This window comes from Caldimonas tepidiphila, from assembly GCF_003569765.1.
In the GTDB taxonomy this organism is placed as follows: Bacteria; Pseudomonadota; Gammaproteobacteria; order Burkholderiales; family Burkholderiaceae_C; genus Caldimonas; species Caldimonas tepidiphila.
Map to the genome: position 1 here is coordinate 78589 of NZ_QXMG01000016.1, position 20482 is coordinate 99070.

The window sequence follows — 20482 nt, forward strand, 5'->3', positions numbered from 1 at the left end:
GGTAGTTGATCCGCCGCCTGACGGTCCGCGGTGGATTCGGTGGCCCGCGAGGGCCGGACTGGCGGGCGTTTCCCGCTCAGATGCTGTAGGTTTCGTAGGTCGCCGGGTGGAAGAGCTCGTCCACCGACATCAGCCGTGCCGACAGGCCCTGCGAGTGGTGGTGGCGCACGAAGGTCTCGAGCGTCCTGCGCGCCGGCGCGACGCCGTAGGACCAGTAGTCCTCGCCCATCGTCTCGCGCGCCGCCTTGAGCTGCTCCTCGACGAAGGGCAGCGTGACCTTGGTGGCCGAGGTGTCGGCCAGCAGCTCGAGCGCCGCGGACTTCGACTGCGTGAAGGCCTTCAGCACCGCTGCGGGCAGCCAGGGGTGCTGCGCGGCGAGCTCCTTGCGGATGCCGACCACGTGCATGATCGGGAACACCCCGGTGCGCCGGTAGTAGTCCTTGGCCACCGCGGTCGGATCGTCGAACAGCCAGCCGATGTTCGGATTCTTCAGCGCCGAGCGGCTTGGCGGGCGCGGGCCGATGAAGCCGTCGATCTCGCCGCGGTCGAGCAGCTCGGAGATGGTCGTGCCTTCCGGCGCCGCCTCCACGCGCACCTCGGGCGGCAGCTGCAGCTTGATCTTCTCGGGGCGGCCCGGCGTGTCGATGCCGCCGCGCACCCAGGTCACGTCCTCGGGCCGCACGCCGTAGTCGTCCTGCAGGATCGAGCGTGCCCAGACATTGGCCGTGAGCTGGTACTCGGGCAGGCCCACGCGCTTGCCCCTGAGGTCCTCGGGCCGCTTGATGCGGTCCTTGCGCACGTAGATCGACGTGTGGCGGAAGGCGCGCGACAGGAACACCGGCACCGCGATGTAGGGGCACTCGCCCTTCGAGTGCTTGACCAGGTAGCTGGAGAAGGAGAGCTCGGCGATGTCGAAGTCCATGCTGCGCATCGCGCGGAAGAACATCTCCTCCGGGTTCAGCAGCATGTAGACCGGATCGACCCCGTCGATCTGGACGCGGCCGTCGAACAGCGCGCGGGTGCGGTCGTAGTCGCCCATCGCGACCGAGAGTTGCAGCTTTGCCATCTTGTGCTTCCTTCCTCAGGCCTTGACGGAGTAGGACGGCTCGAGCTCCGCGTGCTCCTTGCCGTCCGGCCAGACGTAGCCGACCTCGAACTCGCGCCAGTCGGTGGTCTTCGGCACGATCGCCTGGAAGGCGCAGATCTCGGCCGGAATCGCCTGCTCGCCGGTGCCGATCGCCGGTTCGCCGGCCTGGAAGGCGCGCACCGCGTCGAGCATCTGGCGGCGGAACTCGACGATCGCCAGGTCGCTCGCGCCGAGGCGGTCGTGCGAGCGGTCGGCGATCGGGCCCATCGACACCCACATCGCGACGTCCTGGTTGGGGAAGCCGGTGATGCCGGTGAAGTTGCCCGCCTTCATCGCCTCGCGGTCCTGCCAGAAGCGGTTCTCCAACGTGCGCAGCGGCCGGTAGTCCGGCGTCAGGTCCACGCCGACGGTCTGGCGCAGGAACTTGCGCCAGGTCTCGGTCTCGGGCGTCTGCGCCGGGTGGCCCCAGGCGATGAAGTAGAAGGCCGTGTTCGTGTCGTCCATCGGCACGTTGATGTTGGCCACGTTGTAGAGGTTGTTCGGCGGGATCAGCGCCGTCGCCGGGGCCACGAAGACCGTCGAGCGCACGTAGTCGTGCGTCGCGGCGTTCTGGATCGGGCGGCGCAGCGCGGCGTAGCGGAAGCCGTAGCCGGTGCGCTGCACCTGCATGCGCGGCGCCTTGTCGGTGGACGGCCGCAGCCAGGTGTTGGCGGTTGCCTTCGCGCCGTCGACGCGCGCGGGCACCATGTCCGACGAGTGCAGGCTCGAGCTGTGTGCCGAGTCGATCGCGCCTTCCAGGATCTGCGCCCAGTTGCAGGGCAGCAGCACCTTCGCGATGCTCACTCGGGTGTCCTCGGTCGGCGCCCATCGCGGCGGCACGAATTCCGGCATCGTGTCGGCCGGCCCCATGTAGGCCCACACCAGGCCGCCCCATTCCTTGACCGGGTAGGCCTTGTGCTTGACCTTCTCGGCCATGCCGCTCGCGGCCGGCTCGGACACCATCTCCAGCACGTTGCCCTCGACGTCCATCTTCCAGCCGTGGTAGAGGCAGCGCAGGCCGCCTTCCTCGTTGCGGCCGAAGACGAGCGAGGCGCGGCGGTGCGGGCAGTACTCGTCCATCACGCCGACGCGGCCGTCGCTGTCGCGGAACACCACCAGGTCCTCGCCGAACAGGCGCGCCTTGGCCGGCGTGCCGTCGGGCTCCGACACCTCATCGAGCAGGCAGACCGGCTGCCAGTGCCGGCGCATCAGCCGGCCCATCGGTGCATCGCCCTCGACGCGGCACAGCAGTTCGTTCTCTTCCTTGGTCATCATGGCGGGCTCCTTTTCTCGCGGTCTCGGCGACACGGGGGCGGGCGGCGTGTCAGGCAACGCATCCGGCGCCCAAATTCTTAGTCGACTAAGTTTTTGGCATGAATATCGCCGCACGGGCAGGTCTGGCGGCGGCGTTCCTTGCTCGAGGCGCTCCTGTCGGCCTCCGGGTCCGCGATGGGAAGCGAGGGGACAGGTGCCTTTAACTTAGAAGGCTAAGTTTAGTGTAGATCAGTGCTCGGCAAGGAAAACTAGGGTAAGCCCCGAAGCTTGCGGTCCATGAGTAAGCGCGTGTGACGGCGACGGGCCTGTGCCGGCAGGGGCAGGGGGGCAGGCTCTCGCGACACGTCTCGGAGTCGGTGGCTCGGGGGCGGCCAGAAGACCATGGGCCCGCAGGCCCGTCTGCCGCAGGGCGAGCAACTGTGTCCGAGGCAAGGCCTCCGGCGCGAAATCGAAATCCTGGTTGCGCTCGGTGGCCTTGTTTGCGAGGTCGCCCACCGTTGTCGGCAAAGGCGGTGCAGGAGCGCGGCGGGCAGCTTGATTTAAGTCGCCGCAGCCCGGAAAAAACGGCTCCCGTGATCGATGCCGGCGAAGAAGTGAGGTATTTTTGCCGGGCGCCTGGAGCGTCGGAATCCGGTGAGTGCACGTCGCGCCCGGGGCGCGTCGCCCTGGATCCCTTGCGGCCGTGCCCTGTGCGTCGGGACAGAGTCTTTCGTGCGTTCGCCGGGAGCCGGGCGGAGACGGACAGGCGGTCCGGCACGGCTCCCGACGGCTCCTGATCTCTGCCGCCCCATAGCTTCCAACCCGCCCGTCGAACGGAAACGGCCATGCGCAAGTGCCGCCCGGCTTCCCGCCCGCTTCACCACAGATTCCGTTGCATGATCCCCCGCCCGGAGAAACTCTCGCTCGTCCTGCTGCTGCTGCCTCTCCTTGCGGGATGTTCGCAGGACCGGCCGGAGCGCGTGTCGCCCCGGCCGCCGCTCCCGGCCCCCGCGGTGAAGGGCGCGCCGACCGCCGCGGTGGCTCCGGCACCGGCCGGGGATCGCGGCGAAGCGGGGCAGGCCACCCTGTCCGACATGCTGATGCGGGCGGCTTTCGAGGCGGACTTCCATGCCGCGACCGGCGTTGCGCTCCGCCCCATCCCGGATCCGGTGAACAGGAAAAGAATGGGGCTCCACGCGGTGAGCGCCGTCGCCGCGACCTTGCTGCCCGGCGGCGATGCAGTCCTCGTCGTCAACGCCGAGGACGCGGGCGAGGACGGCGCGCCCCGCTCGTCCCATGCCTCGCCGGGACTGCTGGGCGTCATCGTCCTGCAGCGGCAGGACGGGCGGTGGGTGGTGCGCCGGCGGCACGAGAGTCTCGCCGCGCTCGGTTCCTCCGGCCGCATCGGCGAGGTGGTGTGGACCCGTTTCGGCCCGGACCGGCCGGGCTTCGCGGTGATTCACAGCTGGACCGGGCAGGGACACAGCATCGGCCTGCTTTCGCTGTTCGAACTCGGGGCCGACGGGGTGCGCGAACTGACCGGCGAGCCGATCCGGCTCCACTCCGACAACAGCGGCAATTGCCTGGACGACACGCCGCAATGCTGGGACATCGCCGGCACCTGGCGCATTGTCGCGGGAGAAGACCCGGCCTCGCCGGGCGATCTGCTGCTGCAGTTCTCCGGCGAGGAGTCGAGTCTGCAGATCGTGGAGGGAGAGTCCTCGCCCCCGAAGGGCCCCCGCGTGTCGAGGCCGGTTTCCTCGAGCGCGCGCTATGTCTTCGACGGGACGCGGTACCGGCTGGCGGACGGCCGCAACGTGGTGCCGGACCTCTGAGCCGGCGGCCCGCGGCGCACCGCCGCGAGCTCCGCAGTCTCGCCGCGCGCGCGGGGCAGGGCCCGCGGTGCGGCCCGCGCGCAAGCCGGTCTCCTGCCCCGGAACCGGGCCTTTCCGGCAGGTGGCGCGGCCCGCCGGCGAATTCGTGAAAAATTCATGCCCTTCGATGGCCCGCGGACGAATCCCGGGCCGAAACTCCTTTCCTGCGGCGGGCCGTTCCCGCCGGCCGCGTCATGCGGCAGCCGGGCATCGGCTCATGCTCCCGGCAGACTCCCGACACCTCCTGTGCGGCCCTGGGGCGACGATGCCCGCCCGAACCGGGACGCATGAAGTAGCGACGATGCCCAATAGCAACACGATCGAACTCGCACCCCGTGCGAGCGAGCTGAACCACTGGATGTTCGAGGGCAGCCCGGACTGCGTGAAGATGCTCGACCTCGACGGCAAGCTGGCGGCGATGAACCGCAACGGCCAGCGCTGCATGGAGATCGACGACTTCGACAGCGTCTGCGGTCTGCGCTGGCCGGCGTTGTGGCCCGAGGAGAGCCGCACGCAGGTCGAGGCGGCGCTGGAGGCGGCCCGCGCCGGTCGGGTCGGGCACTTCAGCGCCTTCTGCCCGACCGCGAAGGGCACGCCGAAGTGGTGGGACGTGACGGTGAGCCCGGTGCTCGACGATCACGGACGCGTGGAGCGACTGCTGTCCGTGTCCCGCGACGTGAGCGCGCTGCGCGCGTCCGAGCAGGGCTTGCGCGAGACGGCGGCGCGCCTGCAGTTCGCGCTGGACGCCGCCGAGATCGGCGAGTGGGACCTCGACCTCGTCCACGACACCATGCGCCGCTCGCGGCGCCACGACCAGTGCTTCGGCTACGGCGACGCGGCGCCGGACTGGAGCCTGGCGATCTTCCTGCGCCACGTGCATCCGACCGACCGCGCGATGGTCGCCCGGGCCTTCGACGACGCCCTCTCCCGACAGCAGGACTGGCGCTTCGAGTGCCGCGTGATCTGGCCGGACGGCAGCGTGCACTGGATCCTCTCGCACGGCTCCGTGTACGAGGGCGACGGCAAGCCGGTGCGCATGCTCGGCATCGTCGCCGACATCACCGCTCGCAAGCGCTCCGAGGCGGTGGCCGAGGGCCAGAAGCGGGCCTTCGAGATGAGCGTGGCGGGCGCCCCGCTGCCCGAGATCCTCGACGTCCTGGCCCGTGCCTCCGAGGCGAGCACAGGCGGCACGCTGATGGCGTCGATCCTGCTGCTCGACCCCGATGGCGAGCGCCTGCGCTACGGGGCCGGCCCGTCCCTGCCCGCGGAGTACAACCGGGCGATCGACGGCGTGGTCATCGGGCCGTCGGTTGGCTCCTGCGGCACGGCGGCCTATCTGCGCCGCCCCGTCTTCGTCAACGACATCGCGACCGACCCGCACTGGAGCGACTACTGCGAACTGGCCCTGTCGCACGGCCTGCGGGCCTGCTGGTCGATGCCGATCTGTTCTTCCCTGGGGGCCGAGGGGCCGGTGCTCGGCACGCTCGCCTCCTACTGCCGCGAGGTGCGTGCGCCGACCGCGCAGGAGCGGGAGTCGATGGCGCTGCTCGCGAACACCGCCGCGCTGGTGCTGGAGCGCCGCCGCGCGGAAGAGGAGCGCCGGGCGGCCGAGGCCGCGCTGCGCGCGAGCGAGGAACGCGTGCGGCTCGCCACCGAGGCGGCCGAGCTCGGCATCTGGACCTGGGAGGCGGACTGCGACCGGGTGAGCTGGGAGAACGAGCGGCCCTACGAGATCTTCGGGCAGCCTCGCGCAGCCGGGCCGCTGAGTGCGGCGCGCTTCCTGGCCGAGCGCGTGCACCCGGACGACCGCGCCGCCTGCGAGCAGGCGCTGGAGGCGACGCGCCGCAGCGGCGCCCCGCTGCGCTTCGAGGGCCGCTTCCTGCGCGGCGACGGGCGCACCGGCTGGATCGGGCTGAACGGCCGCGCCGGGCCGCGCGCCGAGGACGGCGGGCTGCGGGTGGTCGGGATCATGGCCGACATCACCGAGCGCAAGCAGTCCGAGGCCTCGCTGCGGCGGCTGGCCGAGGAGCTGGCCGAGGCCGACCGGCGCAAGACGGAGTTCCTCGCCACCCTCGCGCACGAGCTGCGCAACCCGCTCGCGCCGATCCGCACCGGCCTCGAGGTGATGCGGCTCTCCGGCGGCAACCCGGGCGCCGCGGCGCGCACGCGCGAGATGATGGAGCGCCAGCTCTCCCATCTCGTCCACCTCGTCGACGACCTGCTCGACGTGGCGCGCATCACGCGCGGCAAGCTGGAGCTGAAGAAGGAGCGCGTGGATCTGCGGGGCGTGGTGGCGAGCGCGGTCGAGACGAGCCTGCCGCACATCGAGGCCGGCTGCCACGACCTCGCCGTGCAGTTGCCCGACGAGCCGCTGCCGCTCGACGCGGACCCCACGCGGATAGCCCAGGTGCTGAGCAACCTGCTGAACAACGCCGCCAAGTACACGCCCTCGGGCGGTCGCATCCGGTTGTCGGTGAGCCGCGAGGGCGAGCAGGTCCTCGTCGCCGTCACCGATACCGGCATCGGCCTGCCGGCGCAGGCCCTGTCCACCGTGTTCCAGATGTTCGCGCAAATCGGCCACGCCACCGAGCGCGGCCACGGCGGCCTCGGCATCGGGTTGACGCTCGTGCGGCGTCTGGTCGAGCTGCACGGCGGCACGGTCGAGGCCGCGAGCGCCGGCCCCGGTCAGGGCAGCACCTTCATGGTCCGACTGCCGCTCGCCGCCGTCGAGGCGGGGGAGGCGCCGCCCGCCGTTCGCGAGGGGCAGCCGTCTGCCCCGGGCAGTGACCGGGGCCTGCGCGTGCTCGTCGTTGACGACAACGTGGACGCGGCCGAGACGCTGGCCGCGCTGCTCGGCATGATCGGCCACACGACCCGTGTCGCGCACGACGGGCTGCAGGCGCTCGACGCGGCGCGCGAGTTCCGGCCCGAGGCGGTGTTCCTCGATCTCGGCATGCCCGGCATGGACGGCTACGAGGTCGCGCGCGCCTTGCGCGGCACGCCCGGCTTCGCCCGCACGCTGCTCGTCGCCCTCACCGGCTGGGGGGCCGAGAGCGACCGGGCGCTCTCGAGGGAGGCCGGCTTCGACCAGCACCTGACCAAGCCGGCGGACCTCGCCGTCATCGACGCCCTGCTGAAGAAGCTCGCCGCCGCCCGGCGCGCCTCGCCGGGCGACCAGGGCGCCCCATTCCCGATGCCCGCTTGCCCCTCCTGACCGCGCGCGGTTGACACCCGGGAGGCCGGCTCGAAGAATGGCCCCTCGGCTTGACGGGGGTCAAGCGAATCTGCTCGGGGAGGAGGATTCATGGGAACGAGTGCCGATACCTGCGGCGTCCTGGGACGTCGCCTGATCCATTGCGTGCTGGCGGCAGCGCTGGCCTGTACCGGCGTGCTCGCGCAGGCCGCGCCCAAGACCGGCGGCGATGGCGTCGACAAGGGCTACGACCACTACCTCGTCGGCTCGTCCGCGGACGCGGCGCCCTCGAGCCCTCCGGCGGCGCCGGCGTCGGTGCTGATGGGCGGCGGCAAGGACGTGGCGGACGCGCTGAAGTGGATGATCGGCAAGGGCGGCGGCGGCGACTTCGTCGTGCTGCGCGCCAGCGGGACCGACGGCTACAACTCCTACATCTACAAGATGGGCGGGCTCGACTCGGTGGAGACGCTCGTCGTGCGCACCCGCGAGGCGGCCGGCGACGCCTTCGTGCTCGATCGTGTCCGCAAGGCCGAGGCGGTGTTCATCGCCGGGGGCGACCAGAGCGACTACATCCGGTTGTGGAAGGGCACGCCGCTCGCGTCGGCACTGCAGGATCTCGTCGCGCGCAACGTGCCGATCGGCGGCACGAGCGCCGGGCTCGCGGTGCTCGGCGAGTTCGACTTCTCAGGCGCGAACGGCACGGTGCTCTCGTCCGAGGTGCTCGCGAATCCCTACGACCCGCTGGTGACGCTCGACAGGGGCTTCCTGGCCGCGCACGGCCTCGGCGGCGTCATCGCCGACAGCCACTTCGCCGCGCGCGACCGCATGGGCCGGCTGCTCGGCTTCGTGGCGCGTCTGGTGAAGGACCGCTGGGTGCGCACGGACGCGGCGCGCGGCATCGGCGTCGACAGCGAGACGGCGCTGCTGATCGACAACGGCGTCGCGACCCGCGTCGGCAAGGGCTCGGCCTATTTCCTGCGGCCGGCGCTCGCCCCGCAGGTCTGCGAGCTCGGCAAGCCGCTGACCTTCCGCAACGTGCAGGTCGAGCGCCTGTCCGCCGGCGGCTCCTTCGACCTGAGGACCTGGGCCGGCTCCGACGGCGCGACCGCGGGCTACGACGTCTCCGCGGAGGCCGGCGTGCTGACCTCGGGGCAGCAGGGCGGATCGGCCTACTGAAGCCGCCCCCGCCACGCTGCCGATCCCGCCCTCGCCGGGGCGCACCCCCCGGCCGGGGGCTGGGGAAGACCCTTGGATTCCCTCTCGTGCCTGCTGGCAATCAAGGAATGACTGCGGGCACGCTCTCAAACTCCTTGCTCTGCAGTTTCAGCCACGCACAGGAGGGAAGTCATGGGCAATCGAGAGGACGTGGTGACGGACGGGAAGGTGGAACTTCGGGCGGACTGGGAGGAGCCGAGCGCGACGCTCTTCTGGCGACCGCACGACGAGGCCCCGGCCCGCACCCCCGGGGTGGCGAGCGCCGCGCGGGACGGCTGGCAGCCGAGCATCTATCAGGTCGGGGATTTCGACCACGACCATGCGCGGGCGCTGCGGGTGATGTCGGCGCTCTGGCGCTTCATGGAGGGGAGCTCGCGGCAGCCCTCCCGCACCTGACCCACGGATCGGCCTGAACGCGCGCACCGAGGGAGCGAGGTTCCGCCGGGATTCCTCCCCGCCCGGCCACGGTCCGCGCCAGCGTTCCCGCCGGCAGCGCCGCAGCACGGCCCGAATGGCAGGGGTTCCCCGGCCTGGCGCACGCTGCCGGCAGGCGACTCGCGAATTCCTTCCGGCACCGTTTGCTGCGCCTGACCGGTTTGCTTCGGGGCACGCCGGGACCATCCGATCCCGGGCAGGAGGCCGCCTGTCGGGCGTCAACCGAGGTTGGCGGATCGGATCATGTCGGCCGGGCCGCGGGAACATGGGCGAGCGGCTTCATCCATCCGGAGCCCTGGCATACATCTCCATGCTTGAGGGGCCGCGGAAGCAGGAATAGAGTCTCTTCACGGGCCGGCGTCGTCCGGCTCAGGGAGACCGAGATGAAAAGGTGCTTGATCGGCTTGGCGCTCTTCGGCGCCGCGGGCCTTGCGCTCGCGCACAACTGCCCCAACGAGATGAAGGCCATCGACGCGAAGCTGGCGCAGCAGCCGCAGCTGAGCGCGGCCGATGCCGCCCGGGTGAAGCAACTGCGCGCCGAGGGCGAGGCGGCGCACAAGGCGGGCCGGCACGACGATTCGATGAAGGCGCTGGGGGAGGCCAGGCGCATCCTCGGGGGCTGAGCCTCCTCCCCGCTTCGCCAGCGGCCCGCACTCCCCGTGATGCCTGCCCTTCGCGGGCCGGGGAGCCGGCGCGCCGCGGCGATGCGGTTCCGCAGGCCTGCCTGTCGTCGAGCCCGTGCACCGGGCTGCGTAGTCGGGAGAGGCGGGTTTTCTCATCCGCAACTTCTTTCTTGCGATGAAGAGAGCTCATGACTTGTGCGCAGGGTGCCCGCAGCGGGACCTGTCGCCGATCCGCTGCTGGTTCGGGCTGCTGCTGCTGAAGCTCGGACTTGCCAGGCGCAACGAACTCGAGCGCGCGCTCGAGGCCGAGCGGCGGCGCAACGAGCAGCTCGGCGCGCTGCTGGTGCGCCTGGGCTGCCTCAACGAGCAGCAGCTCGGCGCGCTGCTCTACATCCAGGACCGGGTCGAGGACCCGCGGCGTGCCCTGACGGTGGCCAGCGGGCTGCGCCTGCGGCTCGGCGACATGCTGGTCCGCTCCGGGCGCGCCACGCCCGCCCAGATCGAGGAGGCGCTCGCGCAGCAGTCGCGCACCGGGGAGCGGCTGGGCCGCATCGCGGTGATGCGCGGCTGGCTGCGGCCCGCCGAGCTGCGCCGTGCGCTGCGCTTCCAGGCGCGCGAGATGGACATCGGCTCCGAGGCCGCCTCGCTGCGCCTGGGCGAGATGCTGGTCGAGAGCGGCCGCATCACCCGCGAGGATCTGGAGGCGGCGCTGGTACGCCAGCGCCATTCGCACCGCCTGCTGGGCGAGGAGCTGGTCGATGCCGGCTGCCTGACGCCGGCCGATCTCGCCGCCGTGCTCCGCAGGCAGTGGGGAGCGCAGCGCAAGGCGGACTGCGGGTGGAGCTGGCCGTCGCTGCGCTAGGCGGTCGTCGCCGGTGCCAGGACTGCGGCGGCAGGGCTCGATCGGCGCGGCCGGCCCGAGCATCGTCGAGTGAGGCCCGGCCGCACGCGCCGCAGTTCCGGCACATCGCCCGCACTCTCGGGCGCCTGCGCAGGCGCAGCGTGTAAACCTCGTCCTTGTCCGGCCGTCCGTGAAAAAAGGGGCTCAGGGCGCGAGCCTCTTCGCGATCCCTTCCCCGCCGGATCCCCGCGTTGCAGTGGAAACAGCGCGATCCTCCCTTACACCGGATCGCCGGTCGACGCGGCAGCCATTCGTCCGCAAGCGCCATGAATCGCAAGCCGAGGTAATCGGGCCGCGGCTTCCCGCGCCTCCCGCTTCCGGCGTCGCTCCCGGCGAGGGAGCGAGGAATCCGCTGCGCCGGGGCGTGGCGGCCGGCGACGGAAGCGCCGCATGTCTTGCTCGCCGTTACCGCGCGCAGCCCCCGCGCGCATGGGCCTTGCCGTACCGAGGGCAGGCGCCTCGGCCCGCTGCGGTGTGCACCGCACAGGCACTTTCACGCCGATTCCATTCTTCAACGATCACATCTCGGAGTCAGTTCCATGAACAAGCAATCTCTCTCCCGCCTGGCGACGGCCCTTCTCGTCAGTGCATTCGCGGTGAGTGCCGGTGCCCAGACCTCCCCGGGTGGGGGCAGCACCGGCTCGGGCACCTACGGCAGCGGCTCGGGCGACTCGAGCACGCGGGGCTCGGGCACCGACGCAAGCGGCACGGGAGGCACCGGCGGTTCGGGTGGCCTGGGCAGCAGCGGGGGCGTCGGCAGCACCGGCGCAGGGGGCAGTGCGGGCGGCGGCTTGGGCGGGACGGGCGCCGGCTCGACCGGTGGCACCGATGCCAGCGGCTCGGGCGGCATGGGTGGCACCGGCGGGGCTTCGGGCGGCATGGGCAGCCCGGGTGCCGGCTCGACGGGCGGCACCGATGCCAGTGGCTCGGGCGGCATGGGTGGCACCGGCGGCGGTTCGGGCGGCATGGGCAGCCCGGGCGCCGGATCGACGGGTGGTACAGATGCCAGCGGCTCGGGCGGCATGGGTGGCACCGGCGGCGCTTCGGGCGGCATGGGCAGCCCGGACGCCGGCTCGACAGGCGGCACCGATGCCAGCGGTGGCGCGAGCGGCATGGGTTCCGGGGCGGCGAGCGGCGCCGGTGGCGGCTCCGATGCGGCCGGCACCGGCGCGACGGGCGGCACTGGCGCGACGGGCGGCACCGGCAGCACCGGCGGCACCGGTGCCACCGGCAGCGGCTCGGACCGCAGCAGCTCCGGCGCCTCGTCGTCCTCCACGGACAAGAAGAAGCGCACGGACCCGTCCTCGCAGGGCCAGGGCAGCGGCTCGGGCATGAGCGGCGGCGGCACCTCGCGCTGAGTCGCGATCCCGTCCCCGAGGGAGCGTCTTGCCGGCGCTCCCGCCCCTCACCCCAGCGGCAGCCGCATCAGCAGCTCCGCCCCGGTCTCGGCGCCGTCGCGCGGCATCAGCCGCGCGGCGGCTTCGCGGGCCGAGCGCGCATGGCGCGGCTCGTCGACTAGTCCGCGCAGCTCGCGCTCCATCGAGCGCGCCCCGAGCCGCAGAGTGCTGAGCGAGCGCGCCACGCCGAGCCGGCACAGCCGCGCCGCGTTGTCCGGCTGGTCGTTGCCGAAGGGCACGACCAGTTGCGGCACGCCCGCGCGCAGCGCCTGCGCGCAGGTGCCGATGCCGCCCTGGTGCACCACCGCGCGCGCCCTCGGGAACAGCGCGGCGTGCGAGGCCCATGGCAGCGCGATCTGCTGCGGCGGCAGCGCCGTCTCCTGTGCCCCCTCGCCGCGCAGCAGCACCGCCGGCAGCCCGAGCCGCGCGCAGACCGCGCTCGCGATCTCGTAGAAGCGCCCCGGGTTGTGGACCGCCGAGGTGCCGAGCGTGAACACGACCGGCGCCGGATGCCGCGCGAGGAAGTCGTCCAGCGCCGGGCCGAGCGCGGTGTCGTCGCCGTTGTAGTGGCAGAAGCCGGCGAAGGCGGTGCGCGGCGGCAGGTCGCGCGCGTCGGCCATCAGCAGCGGGTCGAACATCGCGATGCAGCCCTCGCTGCCGTGCTGGCCCTCGAACAGCGGGTTCCCCGGCGCCGGCGCCAGCCCGAGCTCGCGGCGCAGCGCATCGACCGGCCGCGTCCACGAGCGCGTGCCCGCCTGCATCGCCCCTTGCAGCCGGGCGTAGGCCGCTGCGCCCAGCAGCGGCTGCAGCCGGTGCAGCGGCAGCAGCTCCGACACCACCGCCGGCTCGTGCACCGGGAAGAAGGCCATCGGCTGCAGCGCCAGCGACACCCAGGGCAGGCCCAGGCGCTCGCGCGCGAGCGGCGCCGCGAAGCTGTAGAGGTGCGAGACCAGCAGCTGCGCGTCCTCGCAGGCCGCCTCCAGGTCGCGCAGGGTTTCGGCGAGGTAGGGCATCAGCACGCGCGTGACGACGAACCGCGGCCCCGACAGCTTGTGCATGCCGCGGCGCATCAGCGTCTTCAGGTCCTCGCCGAGGTCGCGCTGCAGCTGCTGCTCGTCGGGCGCCAGCGGCGCGAAGCCGACCCCGGCGGCCTCGACCTGCGGGCGGTGGAAGGCCGAGGTCGCGAGCACCGGCCGCATCCCGCGTGCGCGCAGCTGCTTCGCGAGCGCGAGGAAGGGGAACAGGTCGCCGTGCGTGCCGAAGGTGGTCAGCACCACCTTCGCGCCGGGCTCGAGCAGCGTTCCCATCGCCGCGGCCTCAGAGTTCCAGCGGCTGCTCGCGCCCGCCCTTGCGATGCAGCTTGCTGAAGGCGGGCAGCCCGCCGAGCAGCTGGCGGCCGAAGGTGGTGGTGGCGAGGCGCGGGTCGTAGCAGACGATCGTCGCGCGGTCGCGCTCGCTGCGGATCCCGCGGCCCGCCCACTGGTTCAGCGTCACGCCGGTCGCGGGCACCACCACCTCCAGGAAGCTGTTGCGGCCCTTGGCCTCCAGCCACTCGGTGCGTGCCTCGGACACCGGGTCCGACGGGCTGCTGAAGGGCACCTTCGGCATCAGCACCCACTCGCACAGCTCGCCGGGCAGGTCCAGCCCCTCGCCGAAGCTCTGCAGGCCGACCAGCACCGAGCGGCGTCCCGCCTTCACCGCGGCGCGGTGGCGCTTGAGCAGCTCGTCGCGCGGCGCGCTGCCCTGCACCAGCAGGTCGGAGGTGACCGCGGCCGGCTGCGCCTCGACGATCGCGCGCAGCTGCGCCCACGACGAACAGAGGACCAGCGCGCCGCGCTCGACCTGCGCGAGGTCCTGCGCGATCAGCCGCGCGCACTCGCGGTTGTGCTCGGCCGGGTTCTTCGGGCTCGCCTCGGTCGCGACGACGACGAAGCGGCCCTGCGAGGCGTAGTCGAAGGGGCTCGCCACCGCCGCCGAGCGCGCGCCCGGCAGCGACGCGAGCCCGGACTCGCGCAGGAAGAAGTCGAAGCGGCCGAGCGAGCGCAGCGTGGCCGACGTGACCACCGCCGCGCGCAGCCGGCTCCAGAGCTGGCGCTGCAGCAGCCCGCCGGCGAAGATCGGGCAGGCCTTCGCGTCGGCGCGCACGTTGCCCTGGTCGGCGGTGAACTCGAACCACTTGGCCGGCGGCGTGCCGGCCTCGTCGAGCATCAGCTCCGCGGTCTCGCGCAGGTCGGTCAACCGCTTGGTCGGCGGACCGAGCTCGACGAGGTGGCCATTGATCGAGCTCGCCTCCCCGGGCTCCTCGGTGCGCCGCTTCTTCATCCACTGCACGAACTCGCCGATGCGGCCCTCGGCTTTCGCCGCAAGCGTCAGGATCTCCTGCCACAGCGGCACCAGCTCCGGCGGCTGCACGCCCTGCGGCAGCCGCAGCCGCGCGGTGCCCCCCTGCACGTCGCCGCCGGCGAGCGCCTTCGCGGCGTAGGCCGACAGCACCGCGCGCGCGAGGTCGGCCACGCGCTCCTTCAGCACGAGGAGCCCGTCGGGCAGCGCCGCCGCCGGGTAGCCGAGGCCGGCCGCCGCGACCGCGAGCGCGCGCTGCAGCCGCGTGACCCAGGCGGTCGAGGTCAGCGACGCCTCGCTCGCGCCGTGCGCGAGCGCGATCGACGGCAGGTGATGGCCCTCGTCGAACACGAACACCGCGCGCTCGCCGCTCGGGATCGACGAGCGGTCGGACTTCAGCGAGGACAGCACCAGGTCGTGGTTCGCGACGAGCACGTCGGCGGTGACGGCGAAGCGCTTGGCGTCGTAGTAGGGGCAGCGCTTGTAGTGGTCGCAGGCCTTCGCGGTGCAGGAGTGCCGGTCGGCGGCGATCATCAGGAAGGCGCGCTGCGCGTCGTCGGGCAGGCTGTCCTTCTGCCCGTCCCAGTCGCCGCACTCCAGGCGCTTGGCGAGCTTCCTGAACAGCGCCAGGTCCGAGGCCGGCATCTCGCGCCCGTCGGCGGCCTCTCCCCGGCCGTCCTGCGCGTCGTCCTCGTCGAGGCCGAGCCCGCCCTGCTCGCCGTCGGCGCACTGCAGCAGCTTCACGGTGCAGGCGTAGCGCCCCCGGCCCTTGAGCATCGCGAACGAGAAGGGCTCGTCGAGCGCCTTGCTCAGCTCCGGCAGGTCCTTGTTCATGAGCTGCTCCTGCAGCGCGATGGTCGCGGTCGAGACCAGCAGCTTGACCTTGCGCTCGCGCGCGATCTTCAGCCCGGCGAGCAGGTAGGCGCGGGTCTTGCCGACCCCGGTGCCCGCCTCGATCACCGCGACGCGCGCCTCGGGCGCGCCGTCCGGCTCGAACGAGGCGCCGGCGATCGCGTCGGCGATCTCGCGCACCATCGCGCGCTGGCCCTCGCGCGGCGTGAAGCCGGGCAGGCGCTGCGCGAGCGCCTCGTACTGGGCGTCGAGGAAGGAGTGAAGCTTGTCTTTGTCCATGGGGGAGGGCGGCGGCCCGTCCGGCGCGGACGGGCGAAGGCGCCGATTGTGGCGCCGTCGCGGCCCGGCTTCAGCGCGCCGCCCGAAACCCCGCCGCGCGGCAGTCCCTGCCGCCCGGGCCCGCCGCATCCGCGGCGGCTGCCCGACAATGCCGCCCCATGACGGATCTCCTGCAGCGCCTCGTCACCACCGAGATGCCCTTCGGCAAGTACAAGGGCCGGCTGATCGCCGACTTGCCGGGCAACTACCTCAACTGGTTCGCCCGGGAGGGCTTTCCTCCCGGGGAGATCGGGCGGCTGCTCGCGCTGATGCACGAACTCGACCACAACGGCCTCAAGCACCTGCTCGCCCCGCTGCGGGGCGGCCCCCGGAATCACTGAACCATGACCCTCGACGCTTTCCAGCAGGCCCTCGACGCCTTCCGCGTCGGCACGATCGACACTGCCGCGTTCTGCCGGCGCCTGCGCGCCGAGGCCGTGCCGCCGCAACTGCCGCCGAGGTACGGCGAGGTGCTCGCCAACCTGCTCGAGCGGCTGGAGTCCGCCGCGCTGTTCGGCGGCGAGAGCTGCTCCTTCAGCCAGGCCGACCTCGTCGCCGGGCTGCAGGGCTGGATCGACAAGGCGCGCGAGCGGCTCGCCGACTCCTGACCGGCCCCCGGCGGCGGGGAGCCGCCGGCGTCCGACCCGCTCGGCGTTGCCGCCCCGCTCAGGCCTGCAGCCTCTCCGCCTCCACCGGGATCACCTCGCTACTGCGGTTGAGGCCGCTGACGATGGCGCGCAGCGAGGCCGTGACGATGTTGCCGTCGATGCCCACGCCGTAGAACTCCCGGCCCTGCACCAGCAGCTCGACGAAGGCGCAGGCGCGGGCGTCGCCGCCGTCGGTGCTCGGCGCCATCGAGCGCTCCTCGTAGCTGCGCACCTGGACCTGGATGCCGGCGCCGCGCAGCGCGTGGATCGCGGCGTCGATCGGGCCGTTGCCCTCGCCGGTGAGCACGTGGGGCCGGCCGCCGATGTCCACCGACAGCCGGATGCCCTGCGCCTTGCCGTGCTCGAAGAGGTGGTGCTCGCGCAGCCGCACTGGCGCGGCGGTCTCCAGGTAGGTGGAGGCGAAGAGCTGCCAGATGTCGGCGGCGCTCACCTCGCTGCCGTGCGTGTCGGTGTGCTGCTGCACCACGCCGGAGAACTCCACCTGCAGCCGGCGCGGCATCACGATGCCGTACTCGGTCTCCATCAGGTAGGCGACCCCGCCCTTGCCCGACTGGCTGTTGACCCGGATCACGGAGTCGTAGCTGCGGCCGACGTCGGCGGGGTCGATCGGCAGGTAAGGCACGTTCCACGGCTCGTCCGCCTTCTGGGCGGCGAATCCCTTCTTGATGGCGTCCTGGTGGGAGCCGGAGAAGGCCGTGAAGACGAGGTCCCCCACGTACGGGTGGCGCGGGTGGATGGGCAACTGGTTGCAGTGCTCGACGGTGCGGGCGACGGCGTTGATGTCCGAGAAGTCGAGGCCGGGGTGCACGCCCTGCGTGTACATGTTCAGCGCGAGCGTCACGAGGTCCACGTTGCCGGTGCGCTCGCCGTTGCCGAACAGGCAGCCCTCGACGCGGTCGGCGCCGGCCATGAGGCCCAGCTCGGCTGCGGCCACCGCGGTGCCGCGGTCGTTGTGCGGGTGCAGGCTCAGGATCACGCTGTCGCGGCGCGCGAGGTGGCGGTGCATCCACTCGATCTGGTCGGCGTAGATGTTGGGCGTGGCCACTTCCACCGTGGTCGGCAGGTTCAGGATCACCTTGCGATCGGGCGTCGCGCCCCAGGCCTCGGTGACCGCGTCGCAGACCTCGAGCGCGAAGTCGAGCTCGGTGGCGGTGAAGGTCTCGGGGCTGTACTCGAGGATCACCTCGGTCCCGGGCATCTGCGCGGCGAGCTCCTTCACGAGCTTCACCGCGTCCACCGCCATCGCCACTACCTCGGCCTTGCTCATGCCGAAGACGATGTCGCGGAAGGGCTTGGAGGTGGCGTTGTAGACGTGGACGATGGCGCGTCGCGCACCCTGGATCGACTCGAAGGTGCGGCGGATCAGGTGCTCGCGCGCCTGGGTCAGCACCTCGATCGTCACGGCGTCGGGAATGTGCCCGTCCTCGATCAGCGTGCGCACGAAGCCGAAGTCGGTCTGCGAGGCCGAGGGGAAGGCGACCTCGATCTCCTTGATGCCGATGCCGCAGAGCGTCTTGAACATACGCATCTTCTTCTCGCCGTTCATCGGCTCGAAGAGCGACTGGTTGCCGTCGCGCAGGTCGGTGCTCATCCAGATCGGCGGCGCGCTGATGACCCGGTTGGGCCACTGGCGGTCGGCCAGCTGCACCGGGGCGAAGGGACGGTACTTGCTGGACGGGTTCTGCAACATGAAGGGCTCCTGGCGGCTGAATTCTTGCCCGCAATCTTAGGCAAACCCCGTCGGCAGGTGCTTGCGTTTCTTGGCTGTCTTTCTGTTCCTCCGGCAATGACATTGCGGAGTATGGCGGTACGAAGCATTAATATTGCCGAACCAAGGCCCGCCCGCTCCGACACGATGGAACTCGACCGCTACGACCGCATGATCCTGCAGGTGCTGCAGTCCGACGGCCGCATCAGCAACCAGGACCTGGCCGACCGCATCGGCCTGTCCGCGTCGCCTTGCCTGCGCCGGGTGCGGGCGCTGGAGGACAGCGGGCTGATCACCGGCTACCGCGCGCTGCTGGACGCCCGCAGACTCGGCCTGACGCTGATGGCGCTGATCGGCATCTCGATGGACCAGCACACGCCGGAGCGCTTCGCCAACTTCGAGGCCGGCATCGCCGAGATCCCGGAGGTGCTGGAGTGCCTGCTCATCACCGGCCAGCAGTCCGACTACCAGCTGAAGGTGGTGGTGCAGGACATGGACGCCTACCAGGAGCTGCTGCTGAGCCGCATCACCCGCATCGCCGGCGTCACGGGCGTGCACACCAGCTTCGTGCTGCGCCGCGTGATCGACCGCACCGCGCTGCCCCTCCCGGCGGCGTGACGCAAACGCCCGGTGCGGGAGGGCTCGGGGCTCAGAACCCGCGCTCGAAGCGCGACAGCGAGCTCCGGCCTCATGTCATTTTTCCGCTTTCGCATCGACGCGGGGCGCAGGGGCGGCATCCTTGAAGAAGTCCCTCACCACTTTCGCTGACCACTGCGCGTTCAGCGTCAGCATGTTGTGCCCCATGCCCTTGGCAAGCACATGGACCGTGCGCGCAGGCAGCAAGGGGAGGTGATGTTCCTGCTGATATGCATGACCGATGAAGCTGCATTCGCTGCTCATCATCAGCAGGGAGCCGCCATACCGGCCCAGCTTCTCCGTCAGGTTCCAGCGGAAGCTGGAGGGGGTGTCCAGCACCGGCTTGAGCATGTGCTTGAAGGAGTCGTAGCCGGCCCGCACGAACGCGTCTGCCGGCATGGCCTGTCCTTCGCACTGGTAGGGGCCCCCGGGCTTGCTGCGGTTCATCAGCCGGGTCATGGCGTAATCGAAGCGCTCGTGACCGTCGGTCGTCCGGACGAGCGCGGACCGCACGATGGACCCGGCCAGGGGGAGGGCGTCCAGCAGGCTTTGCGACGCTTTCAGTCGACTCACGAAAACCTCGGCCGTCGCCGGCGTCAGGATTCCCGGCTCCGCCGCCACGGCGTGGCTCACCCGGTCCGGATGCTCGCCGAGATAGGCAATGGCAAGCATTGCGCCCCAGGAGTGCCCTATCAGTCGGACCGGGCGGTCCCCCGCGTAGTGGGCGACCAGCAGGTGAAGGTCTTTCAGGCTGGCCTCAAAAGTCAGGTTCTCCTTTGCCGTCCGGGGCGAGAGCCCGGTGCCTCGCTGGTCGTAGAAGACCACGAAATAATCGTCGGCCAGGATCTGCAGGGGCAGCAGGTAGTTGAGGTCTCCGCCCGGGCCTCCGTGCACGACGATGACCGGAGGATTTTCCGGGTTCCCGTAGGTCCTCACGTGGAACTTGTAGCCATCGAGCTCGACATGGGGCAGCGAGGGGTCGTGCTCGACCGTGGCGGGCAGCGTGGCGCAACCGGCCAGAAGGCTGGAGGCCAGGAGCGAGGCGATTATCGAGAGGCGCATGGGGCGTTCAAAGCGTGCAGTGGAGCGTGGACGGCGTCGGGCAATGAAGATCGGATTGGCGCCGCAGAGCTTGTTTGATTCCGGGAGGCGCCCCTCGGTGCGGCCTCGGCTAACGAAGGGAGCCCCCGCGCGCGTCTTTTATCAGGGCCGGCAGCGTCGAGAGCTGCATCAGGGGCCGGTTGTATTTGTTCAGTTCGCACCTTGATTCTATAATCGATGTTGCAAGGGCAAAGCGTCGCTGGGGGAATTAAGTGGAAAAGAGCTTGAGGATTCGCTGCGAGAATTTTCAAGGAGGGTTATTGCTTGCATGCGGGGGAAGCCCTTGTAGTTTGAGTTTACCCGCCCGCCGAAGGCGGTGCGGGTCGAACGAGGAGTTAGGCTTATGAGGTGTGACAACTACTCTCGACACCAACTTCCCTTTTGTGTGGGATCGACTGTGTCGCAATTAAGGTAGATTTTGTCCAAGAAAAATGCTCCTTTGGCCGAAAGCTTCTTCCAAGAAACCTTTGGCTTGGAGTTGTCAGAGTCATTCAGCTCGGTTGTTTTTTTCTTTCCCGTCAGATAATTATAACTGTACACTGACATTTCGCCTGTGTTGCGTGAGTACTCAGAGCGGTCATAACCAATAAGTTGAAAGCGAGTCCCCTGCATTCGGAAGTTGAACTTCTCGTTCACCACGCCATAGCTGCCGCAGCTTCGCCAATCTTGCAATTCGATGAAAAGACTAGCTTCTATTATTGAGACACCACCGTTCGCAAGCGGATCTGCCAAGCAACCCATGCCTTCAACGTTTTCACTGGGAAGTAGATCATCTCTACTGAGGGCTTTGTTGCACAAATGGCAGCGAGGGCGCCGGGCGGGGCGTGGCTTGACAGCGCCG

General features: G+C 70.8%; 16 protein-coding genes and 1 pseudogene. 10 read left to right on the top strand and 7 right to left on the bottom strand.

What is annotated here, in order from left to right:
- Positions 1-76 precede the first annotated feature (76 nt).
- The gene (locus tag D3A59_RS12655; protein WP_119155292.1) at positions 77-1066 is read right to left on the bottom strand and encodes an ABC transporter substrate-binding protein; all 990 of its coding nucleotides are present in this window, start codon (positions 1064-1066) and stop codon (positions 77-79) included.
- A 15-nt stretch (positions 1067-1081) separates the two neighbouring features.
- Positions 1082-2401 (bottom strand): Rieske 2Fe-2S domain-containing protein, encoded by a 1320-nt coding sequence (locus D3A59_RS12660; RefSeq protein WP_119155293.1) that lies wholly within the window; start codon positions 2399-2401, stop codon positions 1082-1084.
- An 875-nt stretch (positions 2402-3276) separates the two neighbouring features.
- Between D3A59_RS12660 and D3A59_RS12665 the strand changes: the two genes are divergently transcribed.
- The 7 genes from D3A59_RS12665 (at position 3277) to D3A59_RS25400 (ending at position 11979) form a co-directional block, all read left to right on the top strand.
- A complete protein-coding gene (locus D3A59_RS12665; RefSeq protein WP_157991519.1) occupies positions 3277-4215 on the top strand; it encodes a hypothetical protein in 939 nt (312 codons plus the stop codon).
- A gap of 340 nt (positions 4216-4555) precedes the next feature.
- On the top strand, positions 4556-7468 hold the full coding sequence (locus tag D3A59_RS12670; protein ID WP_170162342.1) for a PAS domain-containing protein: 2913 nt from the start codon (positions 4556-4558) through the stop codon (positions 7466-7468).
- A 90-nt stretch (positions 7469-7558) separates the two neighbouring features.
- Positions 7559-8623 carry a cyanophycinase gene (locus D3A59_RS12675; protein ID WP_119155296.1) on the top strand — a complete coding sequence of 355 codons (1065 nt, stop codon included), beginning with the start codon at positions 7559-7561 and terminating at the stop codon, positions 8621-8623.
- A 171-nt stretch (positions 8624-8794) separates the two neighbouring features.
- The gene (locus D3A59_RS12680) at positions 8795-9058 is read left to right on the top strand and encodes a hypothetical protein (protein ID WP_119155297.1); all 264 of its coding nucleotides are present in this window, start codon (positions 8795-8797) and stop codon (positions 9056-9058) included.
- A gap of 422 nt (positions 9059-9480) precedes the next feature.
- The gene (locus D3A59_RS12685; RefSeq protein WP_119155298.1) at positions 9481-9720 is read left to right on the top strand and encodes a hypothetical protein; all 240 of its coding nucleotides are present in this window, start codon (positions 9481-9483) and stop codon (positions 9718-9720) included.
- Between the two features lie 193 nt (positions 9721-9913).
- Positions 9914-10582 (top strand): cyclic di-GMP-binding domain-containing protein, MshE-related, encoded by a 669-nt coding sequence (locus D3A59_RS12690; RefSeq protein WP_119155299.1) that lies wholly within the window; start codon positions 9914-9916, stop codon positions 10580-10582.
- Between the two features lie 578 nt (positions 10583-11160).
- On the top strand, positions 11161-11979 hold the full coding sequence (locus D3A59_RS25400; protein ID WP_157991520.1) for a hypothetical protein: 819 nt from the start codon (positions 11161-11163) through the stop codon (positions 11977-11979).
- A 47-nt stretch (positions 11980-12026) separates the two neighbouring features.
- Here the strand turns inward: D3A59_RS25400 and D3A59_RS12705 are convergent, their stop codons facing one another.
- Together D3A59_RS12705 and dinG are read right to left on the bottom strand one after the other, a co-directional pair.
- On the bottom strand, positions 12027-13325 hold the full coding sequence (locus tag D3A59_RS12705; protein ID WP_119155302.1) for a glycosyltransferase: 1299 nt from the start codon (positions 13323-13325) through the stop codon (positions 12027-12029).
- Between the two features lie 10 nt (positions 13326-13335).
- The gene (gene dinG, locus D3A59_RS12710; RefSeq protein WP_157991521.1) at positions 13336-15489 is read right to left on the bottom strand and encodes an ATP-dependent DNA helicase DinG; all 2154 of its coding nucleotides are present in this window, start codon (positions 15487-15489) and stop codon (positions 13336-13338) included.
- A 158-nt stretch (positions 15490-15647) separates the two neighbouring features.
- Here dinG and D3A59_RS12715 point away from each other — a divergent pair, with 158 nt between their 5' ends.
- A complete protein-coding gene (locus tag D3A59_RS12715) occupies positions 15648-15869 on the top strand; it encodes a DUF3820 family protein (RefSeq protein ID WP_119155304.1) in 222 nt (73 codons plus the stop codon).
- A 3-nt stretch (positions 15870-15872) separates the two neighbouring features.
- A complete protein-coding gene (locus D3A59_RS12720) occupies positions 15873-16136 on the top strand; it encodes a hypothetical protein (RefSeq protein WP_119155305.1) in 264 nt (87 codons plus the stop codon).
- A gap of 58 nt (positions 16137-16194) precedes the next feature.
- Here the strand turns inward: D3A59_RS12720 and leuA are convergent, their stop codons facing one another.
- A complete protein-coding gene (gene leuA / locus D3A59_RS12725) occupies positions 16195-17886 on the bottom strand; it encodes a 2-isopropylmalate synthase (RefSeq protein WP_119155306.1) in 1692 nt (563 codons plus the stop codon).
- Between the two features lie 165 nt (positions 17887-18051).
- On the opposite strand from leuA, the gene D3A59_RS12730 reads away from it, so the two are divergent.
- Positions 18052-18522 carry an Lrp/AsnC family transcriptional regulator gene (locus D3A59_RS12730; RefSeq protein WP_119155307.1) on the top strand — a complete coding sequence of 157 codons (471 nt, stop codon included), beginning with the start codon at positions 18052-18054 and terminating at the stop codon, positions 18520-18522.
- Positions 18523-18597: 75 nt separating this feature from the next.
- Here the strand turns inward: D3A59_RS12730 and D3A59_RS12735 are convergent, their stop codons facing one another.
- On the bottom strand, positions 18598-19602 hold the full coding sequence (locus tag D3A59_RS12735) for an alpha/beta fold hydrolase (protein ID WP_119155308.1): 1005 nt from the start codon (positions 19600-19602) through the stop codon (positions 18598-18600).
- A 396-nt stretch (positions 19603-19998) separates the two neighbouring features.
- A pseudogene (locus tag D3A59_RS12740) lies at positions 19999-20482 on the bottom strand (hypothetical protein); the annotation flags it as partial.